The following is a 13,648-nucleotide window of genomic DNA, read 5'->3' as shown; positions in this document are numbered from 1 at the left end:
GGGCCCCCGCCGGGGGCCCCGGGGGGGGCCCTTCCCCCCCCCCGGCCGCGGGCCCCCCCCCCGGGGGCCGCGCGGCACCCCACCACCCGCAGCACCACGAAGGGACCGCACCCCATGTCCGCATTCAAGGACCTCGACCAGTTCCTGGACGACGCGCTCGTCCTCCCCATCAACGGCAAGGACTACCGCATCCCCGCGGTGTCCGCCCAGCTCGGCCTCAAGCTCCAGCGCATCCTGGAGGTCACCGAGGACGCCCAGAACAACCGCGCCTCGGATGAGGACGTGCAGGAGCTCATCTCCGACGCCGAGGAGATGGAGCTCTACCCCGACGTCCTGGGCGACGCCTACGACGAGATGCTGGCCGACGGCATCTCCTACCCGCGGCTCCGCCTGGCCGCCATCACCGCGATCCTCTGGAACGTCCACGGCGAGGACATGGCCGCCGATTACTGGGCCGCAGGGGGAAAAGCACCGGAGCCCAACCGGGCGCAGCGTCGGGCGCCCAAGACCCCTACGGGCGGGGCGAGTACGACGAAGCGACCGGCCTCTGGGAGTGGTACGAGTACCCGTCGGAAGCCGAGCGACAGCGCGCGCAAGGCCGCGGGCTGACCTGGGCACGCCTCCTGGAGCACTGGCCGCTGATCGAGGCGGACATGCACCAGGTCTACGGGGCCGACCTCGGCGGACCGATCATCCATGAGCGCACCTGGCGCTGGCTGTCCGTCCGCATAGTCCAGCTCCTCACCGAGACCACCACCCGGCTCCACCGGGCCATCTACGGAGACAACACCCGAGGCACCTCGGGGACATAGCGAACGGGCTGCCGCCCGAGGACGGAGGGCGGCCGTATGGCGCTGTCGATCGGTGAGCTGAACGGGTACCTGGGCCTGGACATTGCCGGGTTCTCGGACAACGTGAAGGACGCGCTTGGACAGCTCAAGTCCAAGGACTGGAAGAAGGCGGGAGCGATCGCCGGGGGCCTCTCCGGGGCCGCTCTCGCCGCCGGCTTCAAGTCGAGCATGGACCTCCAGTCCGCGAACGCGCAGACTGCCGCCCAGCTCGGCCTCACCGAGGACCAGGCGGCCGTGTCCGGCAAGGTCGCCGGGAAGCTCTACAGCGAGGGCCTGGGCGAGTCCATGGAGGACGTGTCCAACGCGACCGGCTCCGTGATGGGCGCGTTCTCGGACCTCCGCAACGCCTCACAGTCCGATATCGAGGCCGCGTCCCGGTCCGCCCTCCAGTTCTCCAAGGTCATGGGCACCGACGTCGGGGACTCCGCCAAGACCGCCGGGATCCTCGTCAAGAACGGGCTGGCGAAGGACCCGCAGGAGGCGTTCGACCTCCTCACCGCCGCATCGCAGAAGGCCGGCCCGCAGATGGTCGAGCCCCTCATGGACGCGGTGGACGAATACTCCAAGCACTTCGCCATGGTCGGCATGGACGGCAAGGACGCAATGTCGATCCTGTCCGAGGCCGCTGCCGGCGGTGAAATCTCGATCGACAAGGCCGGCGACGCGATCAAGGAGTTCGGGATCCGCGCGACGGACCTGGGCGACAAGGGTGCCCAGGACGCCCTCAAGGCGCTAGGCCTCGACGGGGAGCAGGTCGCGAACGACCTCCTGGCCGGTGGGGACAAGGCGAAGAAGGCCACCCAGACGATCGCGGACTCCCTCCTGGACGTGAAGGACCCCGCCAAGCAGGCGTCCCTGGCCTCCGGCCTGTTCGGCACGCAGATTGAGGACATTGGCAAGGACCAGCTGCCCGGGTTCCTCGGCGCGCTCTCCGGTGCCCAGGACTCCCTGGGGGAGACGGCCGGGGCGACCGACAAGGCCGCTAAGACGATGAGCGACACCGCCGGCGCGAAGCTCGCGAAGTTCGGTCGGAAGATCCAGACGACCCTCATGGACATGGCCGCTCCGGCGGTCGAGTGGATCACCCCGCTCCTGGACGGCCTGGGCGCGATTGCTCCGCTCATCGGCCCGCTCGTCGTGGGCCTCGGTGCCCTCGCGGGGGCCGTGGCGCTCGTGAACGGTGGCGTGGCGGTCTACAACGCCGTGATGGCCGTGGCGGCCGCATGGCCGAAGGTTGCGGCTGCCGCGCAGTGGCTGTGGAACGCGGCCCTGTCCGCGAACCCCATTGGCATCGTCGTCGCGGCCATCGCCGCCCTGGTCGGTGGCCTGGTCCTGTTCTTCACCAAGACGGAGACGGGCCGGAAGATCTGGGCGTCCGTGTGGGGCGGCATCAAGGCCGCCGCCGCCGCGGTCGCGGACTGGTTCACCGGGACCCTCGTCCCGATCCTCCAGGCCGCTTGGGACGGTATCTCGGCCGCCGCGATCTGGCTGTGGCAGTCCGTGTTCGTCCCAGTCTGGGCCGGCATCCGCGCCGCGGTCGGTGCCGTGGCGGGCTGGGTGACCGGGACTCTGGTCCCTGCGCTCGCGGCCGCCTGGCAGGCCATCGCCACCGCCGCGCAGTGGCTCTACACCAACGTGATCCAGCCCGTGTGGACCGGCATCAAGGTCGCCATCGCGGTCGTCGTCGCGGTCGTCATGACCTACATCCAGATGTGGGTTGCCGTGTTCCGGAACGTCCTGGCGCCCGTGTTCACCTGGCTCTACCGGTCCGTGATCCTGCCAGTCTGGAATGCGATCAAGTCCGCCATCGGCGCGGTCGTCTCCTGGTTCCAGAACACGGCGTGGCCTCTCCTGCGAACGGTCATCGGGTACGTCCAGGGCCGCTTCATCCTCCTCCGGCGGAAGCTGCTGGAGACGTGGGCCGCGATCCGGGACAAGATCATCGCTCCAGTGGTGGCCTGGTTCCGGGACACGGTGGCCCCCCTGTTCGAGCGGGTTATCGGCTACATCAAGGGCCGATTCGTCATCTTCCACCGGAAGCTCCAAGAGGTCTGGGGCGCCATCAAGAACAACGTGATCGCGCCCGTCTACTCGTGGTTCAAGAACACGGTGGTGGCGGGCTTCAAGACCGCGGTGGACAACGTTAAGGCCGGGTTCGAGTTCCTCAAGTCGAAGCTTTCCGCTGTCTGGAAGGCCGTCCGGAACACGATCATTTCCCCGGTCTACTCGTGGTTCAAGAACACCGTGGTCGCCGGGTTCACCACGGCCCTCGGGACGGTGCGCTCCAAGTTCCAGGCCATGAAGGACAAGCTGTCCAGCATCTGGAAGGCCGTCCGCCACAACGTGATCCAGCCCGTCTACGGATGGTTCAAGAACACCGTGGTTGGCGGTCTCAAGACGGCCGCCGACAAGATCTCCAGCGCCTTCAAGACCATGAAGTCCGCGGTCGGCAAGGCCTGGGACGGCGTGAAGGCCAAGGCGAAGGCCCCTATCAAGTTCGTGGTCGATACCGTCATCAACAAGGGCATCGTCAAGAACTTCAACAAGATCGCCGGGAAGTTCGGCGTCGGGAAGCTGTCCGAGGTGTCCGCCGGGTTCGCATCCGGTGGTGTCCTCCCCGGGTACACGCCGGGCCGCGACGTCCATTCGTTCTACTCCCCGAGCCTGGGCCGCCTGGACCTGTCCGGCGGCGAGGCGATCATGCGCCCCGAGTTCACCCGCGCAGTCGGTGGCCCGAGGGGCGTGGCACGCCTCAACGCTGCCGCGATCAACGGGCAGTCGTTCTCGGACGCGTTCTCCACCGGAGGCGTGTACGGGGCAGCGAGCGCGGGCCGTCACGCGTACGCGGGCGGCGGCGTCCTCTCGTGGATCAAGGACAAGGCGTCCAAGGGCGCGAACTGGCTCAAGGACAAGGCCTCCTGGGTGAAGGACGTGGTGTCCGACCCGCTGGGCGTGTTCAAGACGTTCGCGAAGGACCTCCTGGGCGGCACTCCCGCGGCCGGGCTCATGACCGACCTCGGGAAAGCCGCGATCAACAAGGTTGCGTCCAACATCGGGAACTTCCTCAAGGGCAAGAACGACGAGACCCCCGGCGGGGTCCCGGCGGGGACCGGCAAGGGCGGGTCCCTCGGCTGGGCGTCGTCCGTGGCCAAGCGGTTCGGGCTGACGATGACCTCCGGCTACCGGCCGGGCGCCAGGACGTCCTCCGGGTCACTGTCCATGCACGCGCAGAACCGTGCCCGGGACTACTCGAACGGCTGGGAGACCCCGCAGGAAATGCGGTTCTTCAACTACATCCTGGCCAACTCCAAGCCGACCGAGCTGCTCTACACCCCGGCGGGTGCCCGGAACGTCCACCGTGGCGGCCGGCAGTACGCGAACAGCGGCACCCTCGCCCGGATCCACCACAACCACGTCCACGTGGCCTACAAGCGCGGCGGAGTCCTCGGGGACCTCGCCGGGCGTGGCTACGCGTCCGGGACGCTCAACGCGACCCCGGGCTGGCACATGGTCGGGGAGCAGGGCCCGGAGCTCGTCCGCTTCCGTGGCGGCGAGCAGGTGAAGAACGCCCGCGACACCCGGGACCACGTGGCGCAGTCCGGCGCCGTCTCGGTGACCAACCACTTCCACGAGGTGGGCGGTGAGGCCGCGGAGGTCGCCGCGCAGCGCGTGCAGAACAGGATGATCCGATCCATGCGAGAGGCGGTCCGAGGATGAAGGCGACCATCGGCGGGATGCCCCTCAACGGGGGCGCCTGGAAGGTGCTCGACACGGAGGGCCTCCTGGACTCGCCCGGATTCCAGGTGCCCTCCGTGGAGCGGCTCCGCCACGGCGCCCTCGGCGGGAAGGGCCGCGCGCAGGGCCGCACGGTCAAGGTCACGGGCCGCGTGGAGACGACCTCCGCCGCGGAGCAGATGCAGGCCAGGAACATCCTGGCAGGTCTGTTCCGCGACGGCGGGTCGTCCACTGCCGTGATCGAGAACGGCGGGTTTGAGCTGTCCTCCGAGGTGCAGCTCATTGACCAGGTGACGTTCAGGCCCTTGTCCGTGTTCTATGCGTCTTGGGAGCTGTCCCTGTACGCGGTGGATCCGTTCCTGTATGGCCCGGATCGGGTGTCCTACTCCTTCCCGGGCGGCATCGGTGTCGGCCTCGCGTTCCCCCTGTTTGGGGCCGCTGGGGTCCTCACGTACGGGACGGCAGTGGACGCGGACCAGCCGGTCACGAATCAGGGCACGCAGACGTCCTATCCGACCATGTATGTCCGCGGGGACTTCCCGGGCGGCGTGCAGATCACCGCGGCCGGCCGGACGATCCTCTGGCCGTGGCCCACGGATGCCCGGCAGCCCGTGCGGATCGAGCAGACCGGCACCGTCTGGGTCGGCTCCTCGAACCTTACGAACCAGGCCCGGACGCGGCAGTGGATGCCGCTGGAGCCCGGCCAGACCTACACCCCCCGCCTGTCTGCCCTCCAGGGCGGCACGGGCTACTTGGAGACCCACCAGCGGGATCCCTACGTCTAAGGAGACAGCCTCATGACTCACGGCATCGGCAAGCCCCCGATCCAGGTGGGGGAGGAGCCCACACCGGAGACCATGCCCATCTTCGAGGGCTCGACTCCGGAGGACATGCAGCGGTGGATCTGGTCGCTGTACCGGACGCAGGGTCCCGCGCTGGTGCGCGGCGCCGTCGTCACGGGCACCTCCAGCATGGAGTACGCCGTGGAGGACGGCGTGGCGATCTTCCCGGGCGGGGAGGCGCAGACCATCGCTGTCCCGTTCGCGGCGACGACCGTGGCGACCCCGGACGCGCCCACCTCGGGCACCCGTGACGATTACGTGTACGTGACCGACGAGGGGGCCGTGCAGGTCCAGGCGGGCTCCCAGCCCGAGGGGACGGCACTCCTGGACGTGTACCGGGTCCCGGCGAACGTGACCGCGACGACCGCGGCAGCGTCCACCCTGGGGAACCGGACGTATGCGCCCCTGTTCGGGGCGTCCATGGGCCTGGTCGCGTACTGGAAGCAGTCGGCGGCGGACAAGGCGAAGCAGACCGACGCCCGGAAGCTCATGGGGACGCTCACGTTCACCCTGGAGTCCGATCGGCGCGTGGATATGGGCCTCCAGGTCTGCTACGAGATGAGCCGGAACGCGAACACCGGGGAGGACGTGGGCAAGCGCGCCACGTTCACGTGGGAGTTCGTGATCGACTCCGAGCTGGCCCGAACGATCGTCCTCGGCGTGGAGGACTACGCCGAGGTCAAGCAGAACCGGGCGACGTTCAACCTCCTCGCGGGCACCCACACGATCAAGCTGTACCGGACCCGCGGCCTCGTCGGCACGTCGCACCCTGACGAGGACTACCCGGTGATCCGCTACCAGGGCACGGAGAACTGGCCGGCCACGTCCCTGTCCGTGATGGACGTGGGGGCGATCGAGTGAGCGGCGGGGAGTGGCGCGCCTACCTCGGGCACACCATGTCCGGCGCCCGGGGGACCCCCCTCACGGTGTCCACCGGGACCCTCACCCACACCCTGAACGGGCACGACGAGCTGACGGTCACGTTCGCCCGCGCCGACCTCGCGGGCGTGGATGAGTCCTGGTGGCAGTACCTCTCCGGCACCGTCCTCGTCACGTACACGGATGCGTCCCTGGAGGAGCGGATCGTCTCGGCGTGCCCCATCACGTCGGCGCACCCGGAGGAGGACCTGGAGAACGACACCCTCACCCTCCAGGCCAAGGGCGTGTCCTGGCTCCTGGAGGGCCGCGTGGTCCTCACGAAGGACTACGACGCGGCCGATGCAGCGGACATGCGTGCCACGAACGTCACGATCACCGGGCGCACGTTCCGGGCGATCGCCGCGGAGGTCGTCTACCGGGCCACGGAGGTCAAGCGCTCCGGGCACCTCCCCATCGTCCTCCCCTCGCGCACGGAGAAGGGCGACCACGAGCGCACCTACGAGGGCTACAACGTCGCGAACAACGGGGCATGGAAGCGCCTCACGGAGCTGACCGAGGTCATCGGTGGCCCGGACCTCCAGTTCCGCCCGGAGTGGGCGGACGAGGAGCACACGAGGTTCCAATGGCGGCTGATCGTCGGCACGGACGCCCAGCAGACCCTCCCGCAGACCCGGAGCATCCAGTGGGACGCGACGTCGGCGCGGACCGACGTGGCGGCCATCTCTGTCACCTCGGATGCCACGCAGGTCGCGCACCGCGTGTACGCGACCGGCGCGGGGGAGGGCGCCGGGATCACCCTCGCGCAGGCGGACGCGGCGACCATCCCGCAGTGGGTCCCCCTCGTGGAGTCGGTCCTCTCCGACACCGACGCGGAGGACGACACGGGGACGGCGCTCCTCGCGTCGAAGGCCCAGGGTGCCCTCTCGGACCGGTCACTGGACCAGATCACCCTCACGGTCCGCGCGGACCCCCTCCGGCAGCCCATCGGCTCCTGGTGGTGCGGGGAGCTCGCGAAGGTCACCACGGGCGGCCTCATGTCCGTGGCGGACGGGGACCACTGGCTCCGCCTCATCTCCTGCAAGTACGACCTGGCCACGGACATGGTGGACGTGGAGTGCCAGGAGGATCACCTCACGGAGGCATACGAATGGTGAAGCGCCTCAACCTGAACCCGGACCAGGCGACCGCCATGGCCGACCTCATGGGGAAGCTCTCCGCGGCCGCGCGCGCGAAGGACACCCCGACGGCCGGCGTGAAGGACCTCGGCACCGCCGGGGACGTCACCTGGACTCGCCCAGACGGCACCGCTGGCGTCTCCATCCGCGACGTGGACGCAGATCTGGCGGACGCCCGCGGGCGCCTGTCGGACGCGGAGGGCACCATCGCGGATGCCGCCGAGCGGATCACCGATGCGCAGGAGACCGCGGACGCGACCAAGGCGCGGCTGGACGACCCGTCCGCTGACCTCGCAGAGGCCATCGTCCAGGCGATGACAACCGAGACCAAGTTCCTGGTGGTCACGGACGAGGCGATCCTGAACCATGCCACGCTCCTCGGAGAGACCGTGGTGGACCAAATCAACGTGCGGGACAAGCTGATCGGCACGGACGGCGTGTTCACGGGGACCGTGGACTTCGCCAACATCAACGTGACCGGCGACGTCCTGGCGGCCAACATCTCCGGTGAGCACCTCTACGGCACCGTCGTAGAGGGCGGCCTGATCAAGACGACCGACGGCCTCCAGGGCCAGGTGGAACTGGCCGATGACGGCTACGTGGACGCCGACGGCACGAAGTACCCGGGCGTACGCATCACCCCCGTGGACACGTCCGGTGTGAGCGTCAAGCCGGCGATCGGACCGAACGGCTACGGCCTCAAGATCAACGGCGGCCGCAGCTCGTCCGGCGCGTCCTCGTACGCGGCCTTGGACTTCAACGGCGCCCAGCTCAACTGGTCCAAGGAATCGTCCTCAGCCAAGGCCGGAGTGTTCTCCGACCAGGCGTCCATGAACTTCACCGGCACCACCGGAGAGGGGCAGCTCCTCGCCAGTGCCAGCGTCGTCCAGATATCCCAGGAGAACACCGCCGGGTCCGCCATCATCCAGGTGGACAAGGACGCCGCGATCCTGGAGAAGCGCAAGGGCTCCACCGGCTACCAGCTCCGCCTGGAGGACAGCGGCCTCTGGTACGTGGACGGGTCCACGTCGTTCCTCATCAATGATCTGTGGGAGCCGACCTGGAACAACCTCCCGATCGCCTCGGGCTGGTCGTGGCCCCACGGCCGCCGACCGGCCTATGCCGTGGTGGGGAACAAGGTCCTGATGCGGGGCCGCTACGGCCGCGCGGACGGCGGGAACTTCCTCACGTCGGAGTCCTACAGCCCGTTCGACATGCCCCCTGCCCTGCGCCCCGCGGAGACCACCTCCGGCCTGGGCAACGTCGCCGGCTTCGTCAACGCCGGGTGCTGCCGACTGGAGCAGAGCTCCGGCGGAACGTTCACGTTCGGCGTCTCGAAGAACACCAGCTGGATCGCGATGGACGGATTCTCCTATGACCTCATCTGATACTCCCACCGACCCGGAGGAGAACCCCAAGGGCCCCCTTGACCTCCTCGACCTGCCACCAACACCGACCGACGAGCCGACGGAGGAGCCGACTGGCAACCCGTTCGGCCCCTCCACCACTGAGGACTACTGACATGGACCTGACGAACGCCGTGATCGGCCGCTACAACGCGGAGATCGCCCGCCTCTCGGCCGGGAAGATCCTCGCGGAGGCCCAGCTGGAGGTCGCGAACCAGACGATCCAGGAGCTCCGCGAGATCATCGGCGCTGCCGGCGTGGAGGGGACGCCTCTTGCGCCGGACGACGACACCGGCCCAGACGCTCCCACCGACGACTGACCCCGCCTCACCCCACACCCGAGCCCTCACCATCCGGTGGGGGCTCTACTCATGCCCGCGTGCGGGCGGAATGGAGACCCCATGGCATACGCGAACGGGCAGCTGCCCACGTCCGCGCTCACCGCCCTCCCCACCTCGTGGTCCAACGCGGGCCGGCAGGAGTACCTGGAGGACGGCGCGGCCGCGTCCCTCGGCCGGATGCTGATCCGCGCCGTCGCGCACACCGGCCAGAACTTCCAGCTGTATGACGCCTACCGGTCGCTGTCGGAGCAGGTGACCATCCTCGAGCGCTACTACCGGCGCGTGTCCCGCGCCCGGTCGCTGTCCACGGATCGCTCCTGGGACGGATCCACGTGGGCGAAGCGCTCCGGCTTCCCGGCCGCCGCGTCCCCGGGGCACTCGAACCACGGCACGGGCTCCGCGATCGACCTGTACCCGTCGAAGATCCAGGCGTGGGTCCAGAAGAACGGCCGCGCCTACGGCTGGACGTGGGACGAGGGGCGGAAGCTCGGAGAGGGCTGGCACTTCGTCTACCAGCCCAGCCTGGACCGGTTCAAGGCCGAGGGCACCGTGCCGATGGAGAAGCTCCAGAAGGCCCTGGGCGTCACCCCGGACGGGAAGTTCGGGACCGGGACGTGCGCGAAGGTGAAGGCGTGGCAGAAGGCCCACGGGCTCACCGCGGACGGGATCCCCGGCCCCGACACCCAGGCGGCGATCCTCTCGGGAAAAGGTGAGGCCGCCCCGGAGGCGGCCAAGCCGGCGGAGCCCGTGAAGGTCGGATCCTCCACGCCGGCCGCGGATGCGTCCGCGACCCCGGGATGGATGCCCGGCGCCGACACCTCGCAGACGTGGGACGGGAACCCGCACAGGGCGACCGTGGGGAAGCTCGTCCTGCACACCACGGAGGGCTCCGGCTTCACCGACTACTCCGGCGGCTCCATGGCCCCCCACTTCACCGTGAAACCGGGGCCGGCGGACTCGGACCACATCCGGCAGCACATCCCCACCACCGAAGCGTCCAAGGCCCTCGCGCACCCCTCCGGGACCGTGGAGACGAACAACGCCGGGGTCGTGCAGATCGAGTTCGTGGGCTCCTGCGATGCGGACTACGCGGAGAAGCACGGACTGTTCTTCACGGAGGACGCCGACGACGACGACCTGGAGGCCCTCGCCGCCGTCGTCGCCTGGGTCCACGCCGCCCACGGCATCCCCCTGGAGACCGGCCTCCTCTCATGGCCCACCACGAACGCCGCGTACGAGGGCGCGCCGCAGCGCCTCACGGATCACGAATGGGAGGAGTACCGGGGCGTCCTCGGCCACACCCACGTGCCCCACAACGAGCACTGGGACCCGGGCGCGTTCCCCGTCGCCCGGCTCCTGGAGCTCGCGGGAGGCGCCGAGCCGTCCGCGACACCCACCACCCCCACCACCGGCGGAGACGCCGAGTTCCCGGAAGGAACCGCCCTCATGGCAGCACTCGCGGACATGCCCGATTTCCCCCTCCTCCGCACCCCGGACCACCTCTGCTACTACGGCGACGCGTCCGGCCCTGTCGAGTCCGTCTCCGGCAAGTCGGAGAACAGCCTCAACCCGGGGGAGGTGTCCGGCTCGGGCACGAAGTCCAAGGCACAGGGCCTGGCGACGTTCCAGAAGCGACTGGCTGCCCGCGGCTACTCCATCGACGTGGACGGCCGCTACGGCCCCGGCACCGAGGCGGCCGTGAAGAACCTCCAGAAGGTCGCCGGCCTCACCCAGGACGGGAAGGTCGGCCCCATGACGTGGTTCGCCGCGTTCCTGTACCCCGTCAAGTGATCGCGCCGTGCGCCGGCAGGAGGTGAGGAGCGTGGCATGGACTGGGACTCCCTCGGCCCGCTCGGCGTGTTCCTGTCCACGCTCGCCGGGGGAGTGGTGTGGGTCATGAACCGGATCGACAAGGCCAAGCGCGCACGCCGGGACGACGCCCTCAAGGCGGCCGACGAGCGGCTGGCCGAGAAGGACAAGGACCTCCAGGAGCGGGACGCGAAAATCGCGCTCCTGGAGGAGGAGCTCCGCGCCGCGAACACCGAGCGGCACTCCTACTACTGGCAGCTCAAGGACAACGGCATCGAGCCGGTCCCCGGATGGCGGGAGGCCCGCTATGTCTGACCCTCATTCGATCCGTGACCCGGACCTCCGGTCGGCCGCGGAGGAGGATCACCGGTCCGATCGGCGTGCGGCGATCGTCCGGGCGCTCGCGATCGGGGCTGCCCTCGTGGCCCTGATCGTGTCGGGCCTGTCGTTCTGGCAGGCGTCCCAGCTCCGGCAGGAGGCCGCGACCTCGCGCACGGTCGCGGCGGACGCGACGCAGGAGAAGAAGGACACGGCCCGGTCCGTGTCCGAGCTCTGCCGGTCCGGGGAAGTGGACCAGTCCACGGCTCGCGGGAAGCGGGTGTGCGCGGACGCCTCGGAGGATGCGACCTCGCAGCCGTCGGAGCCCGTCCAGGGAGAGCAGGGAGCGCCGGGCGCGCAGGGGCCACAGGGCATCCCGGGTGCCGACGGGTCCGACGGGCGACCGGGCCGCGACGGGACCGACGGAGCCGACGGGGAGTCCATCCAGGGCGTGCCGGGGCCGAAGGGTGACCCGGGCGTCAACGGGGCCGCGGGCTCCGTCGGGGCGACGGGACCGATCGGGCCGCAGGGCGAGGACTCCACAGTCCCCGGCCCGAAGGGCGACGACGGTGCCGACTCCACGGTGGCTGGCCCGAAGGGCGACACCGGAGCGGCGGGTGCCGACGGGAAGTCCATCACCGGGCCGAAGGGTGACAAGGGCGATTCCGTGACCGGGCCGCAGGGACCCCAGGGGCCGAAGGGTGACCGGGGCGAGAAGGGCGACCCCGGGAAGGATTCGACCGTCCCGGGGCCGCAGGGTGAGCGCGGCGAGCAGGGTCAGGCGGGGCGCGGGATCAGTTCGATTGTCTGCGACCCCTCCGGCGACTGGATCGTCACGTACACCGACAAGGACAGCGAGAGGGTGTCCGGCCCATGCAGGGCAACGTCTACGGACGACACGGACGGGGAGGAGGACTCCTCGGTTCCGGACGCGTGATCTGGGGCCACGTGCCGCCAGTACCCCTTTGCCTCCACGCGTTCCATGACGCCCTCGTCACGGAGGGTGGACAGGGCCGTCTTGACGCACGACGTGAGGTCGTTCCGGTCCACGCCGCCGTGTGCGATGTGGTGCTGCCGGATCGCGTCGATCATGGCCTGCCGCGAGTGGACCCCGTAGGGGATCACCTCGGGGATGAGCGCTCGGGCGACGCCGGAGGTGAAGGGCATCCCTGAGAACGGGTAGTCGGTAGGGTCGGGCATGTTGAACCGCCTGTCGGTTGGACCGCGCCCCGGGAGTGTGCCAGCACTCGCCGGGGCATCTTGCGCTCCCCATCCTATCCGTTCTCCCTGACCATTGTTGCCAAGTTGACCAACTGAGATTCAAGGAGAACACCCCATGAGCGAAGCGCTCGCGTCCCTCGCGGACATGTCCCCCATTGGCGCGGTCGTCGTCCTCCTCGGCGTCGTCGCGTCCGTCCTCACCCAGATCGCGAAGCGCGCGCACTGGTCCTCCGGGACCACGCAGCTCGTCGCGGTCGGCATCGCGGTCGTCCTCGGCCTCGTGGCCGCGATCGTCTCGGGTGTCGTCGCGGGTATCCCCGGCGGCCTCGCGGACGTGGTGTCCACGGGCGTCGTGATCGTGGCGGCGGTCGCGGTCGCCTCGCGCGCCGCGTACGCGATCATCGGGAAGGCCGTCCCCGACGGGACAGCCTCGTCCGGCAGTACCGGCGAGAACAGCCAGGAGCACACGCACCTCGCGGAGTGACCCCGCACATGAATGCGCCCCCATCGTCTCCCCCTCGTGGGGCGGCGGTGGGGGCGCTTTCGTGCGTCCGGGGTCAAGCGTCGATCGTCCGGGCGCGGTCGCGGATCTTCGCCACGGCCTGCTCGGACAGCCCGGTCCGCTTCGCGATGGCGTACATGGTGATGCCCTGGGTGATGGCGGCGCGGATCTGCTCGTCACGGTCCTGGCGGGCCGCGAGGTAGGCGGAGAGGGCCTCGTCCGTCTCGGCCTGGCACTCCTCCAGGTCTGCGAGGAGTTCCTCAGCGGCGTTGTTGTTGTCGATCATGGTGTACTCCTCGGGGTGGTGGGGCTGATGAAGAACACCATACACACCCCCGGTTGGGTACGCAACCTTGTTGTGTAACTATTTCGCGCATCGGGCCGACGGGTGGCCGTCTCCGGCCGGGCTCGCGGTACCCTCGTGCGGGGCCGACCCAGAGGGGTTATGTGTTCATCTCGTGATCAACTCGGGGCGGCCGGGACCCGGCGACGGTACGGAAATGCCCGTGACCAGCACCGGAACCCACTGGAGGGATGACAGAGCGGCCGAATGTGGTGGTCTTGAAAAC

14 protein-coding genes are annotated in these 13,648 nt (G+C 69.5%); 12 read left to right on the top strand and 2 right to left on the bottom strand.

Annotated features, from left to right (window positions below):
* The first annotated feature begins 114 nt into the window (after nt 1–114).
* The 11 genes from ACFQ53_RS14415 to ACFQ53_RS14365 all read left to right on the top strand — a co-directional run bounded on the left by ACFQ53_RS14415 (nt 115) and on the right by ACFQ53_RS14365 (nt 11,353).
* On the top strand, nt 115–609 hold the full coding sequence (locus tag ACFQ53_RS14415) for a hypothetical protein (RefSeq protein ID WP_377860837.1): 495 nt from the start codon (nt 115–117) through the stop codon (nt 607–609).
* A 44-nt stretch (nt 610–653) separates the two neighbouring features.
* Nucleotides 654–812 carry a hypothetical protein gene (locus tag ACFQ53_RS14410; protein WP_377860835.1) on the top strand — a complete coding sequence of 53 codons (159 nt, stop codon included), beginning with the start codon at nt 654–656 and terminating at the stop codon, nt 810–812.
* Between the two features lie 36 nt (nt 813–848).
* Complete coding sequence (locus ACFQ53_RS14405) at nt 849–4,568, top strand: hypothetical protein (protein ID WP_377860833.1); 3,720 nt, start codon at nt 849–851, stop codon at nt 4,566–4,568.
* Complete coding sequence (locus ACFQ53_RS14400; RefSeq protein ID WP_377860831.1) at nt 4,565–5,371, top strand: hypothetical protein; 807 nt, start codon at nt 4,565–4,567, stop codon at nt 5,369–5,371. The genes ACFQ53_RS14405 and ACFQ53_RS14400 overlap by 4 nt, the downstream gene beginning before the upstream one ends.
* A 12-nt stretch (nt 5,372–5,383) precedes the next feature.
* Nucleotides 5,384–6,289, top strand: coding sequence for a hypothetical protein (locus ACFQ53_RS14395; protein WP_377860829.1), 906 nt, complete (start codon nt 5,384–5,386; stop codon nt 6,287–6,289).
* 65 nt (nt 6,290–6,354) lie between these two features.
* A complete protein-coding gene (locus tag ACFQ53_RS14390) occupies nt 6,355–7,461 on the top strand; it encodes a hypothetical protein (protein WP_377860827.1) in 1,107 nt (368 codons plus the stop codon).
* Nucleotides 7,455–8,870 (top strand): hypothetical protein, encoded by a 1,416-nt coding sequence (locus ACFQ53_RS14385; RefSeq protein ID WP_377860825.1) that lies wholly within the window; start codon nt 7,455–7,457, stop codon nt 8,868–8,870. The genes ACFQ53_RS14390 and ACFQ53_RS14385 overlap by 7 nt, the downstream gene beginning before the upstream one ends.
* Nucleotides 8,857–9,003, top strand: coding sequence for a hypothetical protein (locus ACFQ53_RS14380; RefSeq protein ID WP_377860823.1), 147 nt, complete (start codon nt 8,857–8,859; stop codon nt 9,001–9,003). Before ACFQ53_RS14385 ends, ACFQ53_RS14380 begins: the two co-directional genes overlap by 14 nt.
* Nucleotide 9,004: 1 nt before the next feature.
* Entirely contained in the window at nt 9,005–9,208 is a 204-nt protein-coding gene (locus ACFQ53_RS14375) for a hypothetical protein (RefSeq protein ID WP_377860821.1), read from the top strand.
* Nucleotides 9,209–9,289: 81 nt separating this feature from the next.
* Entirely contained in the window at nt 9,290–11,020 is a 1,731-nt protein-coding gene (locus ACFQ53_RS14370; protein WP_377860819.1) for a peptidoglycan-binding protein, read from the top strand.
* A gap of 36 nt (nt 11,021–11,056) precedes the next feature.
* Nucleotides 11,057–11,353 (top strand): hypothetical protein, encoded by a 297-nt coding sequence (locus tag ACFQ53_RS14365; protein ID WP_377860817.1) that lies wholly within the window; start codon nt 11,057–11,059, stop codon nt 11,351–11,353.
* 780 nt (nt 11,354–12,133) lie between these two features.
* Here the strand turns inward: ACFQ53_RS14365 and ACFQ53_RS14360 are convergent.
* Complete coding sequence (locus tag ACFQ53_RS14360) at nt 12,134–12,523, bottom strand: hypothetical protein (protein WP_377860815.1); 390 nt, start codon at nt 12,521–12,523, stop codon at nt 12,134–12,136.
* Between the two features lie 169 nt (nt 12,524–12,692).
* Between ACFQ53_RS14360 and ACFQ53_RS14355 the strand changes: the two genes are divergently transcribed.
* Entirely contained in the window at nt 12,693–13,061 is a 369-nt protein-coding gene (locus tag ACFQ53_RS14355; protein WP_377860813.1) for a hypothetical protein, read from the top strand.
* Nucleotides 13,062–13,134: 73 nt separating this feature from the next.
* Here the strand turns inward: ACFQ53_RS14355 and ACFQ53_RS14350 are convergent, their stop codons facing one another.
* Entirely contained in the window at nt 13,135–13,365 is a 231-nt protein-coding gene (locus tag ACFQ53_RS14350; protein WP_377860811.1) for a hypothetical protein, read from the bottom strand.
* Nucleotides 13,366–13,648 lie beyond the last annotated feature (283 nt).

Source organism: Brachybacterium sp. NPDC056505, from assembly GCF_042794925.1.
Lineage (GTDB): Bacteria > Actinomycetota > Actinomycetes > Actinomycetales > Dermabacteraceae > Brachybacterium > Brachybacterium kimchii.
The sequence above is the reverse complement of the archived record's forward strand: the minus strand, read 5'-3'. Positions and strand labels throughout refer to the sequence as shown.

Coding starts and splice junctions, on each gene's coding strand:
- ACFQ53_RS14415 (WP_377860837.1), top strand. CDS start 115: ATGTCCGCATTCAAGGACCTCGACCAGTTCCTGGACGACGCGCTCGTC.
- ACFQ53_RS14410 (WP_377860835.1), top strand. CDS start 654: ATGCACCAGGTCTACGGGGCCGACCTCGGCGGACCGATCATCCATGAG.
- ACFQ53_RS14405 (WP_377860833.1), top strand. CDS start 849: ATGGCGCTGTCGATCGGTGAGCTGAACGGGTACCTGGGCCTGGACATT.
- ACFQ53_RS14400 (WP_377860831.1), top strand. CDS start 4,565: ATGAAGGCGACCATCGGCGGGATGCCCCTCAACGGGGGCGCCTGGAAG.
- ACFQ53_RS14395 (WP_377860829.1), top strand. CDS start 5,384: ATGACTCACGGCATCGGCAAGCCCCCGATCCAGGTGGGGGAGGAGCCC.
- ACFQ53_RS14385 (WP_377860825.1), top strand. CDS start 7,455: ATGGTGAAGCGCCTCAACCTGAACCCGGACCAGGCGACCGCCATGGCC.
- ACFQ53_RS14380 (WP_377860823.1), top strand. CDS start 8,857: ATGACCTCATCTGATACTCCCACCGACCCGGAGGAGAACCCCAAGGGC.
- ACFQ53_RS14375 (WP_377860821.1), top strand. CDS start 9,005: ATGGACCTGACGAACGCCGTGATCGGCCGCTACAACGCGGAGATCGCC.
- ACFQ53_RS14370 (WP_377860819.1), top strand. CDS start 9,290: ATGGCATACGCGAACGGGCAGCTGCCCACGTCCGCGCTCACCGCCCTC.
- ACFQ53_RS14365 (WP_377860817.1), top strand. CDS start 11,057: ATGGACTGGGACTCCCTCGGCCCGCTCGGCGTGTTCCTGTCCACGCTC.
- ACFQ53_RS14360 (WP_377860815.1), bottom strand. CDS start 12,523: ATGCCCTTCACCTCCGGCGTCGCCCGAGCGCTCATCCCCGAGGTGATC.
- ACFQ53_RS14355 (WP_377860813.1), top strand. CDS start 12,693: ATGAGCGAAGCGCTCGCGTCCCTCGCGGACATGTCCCCCATTGGCGCG.
- ACFQ53_RS14350 (WP_377860811.1), bottom strand. CDS start 13,365: ATGATCGACAACAACAACGCCGCTGAGGAACTCCTCGCAGACCTGGAG.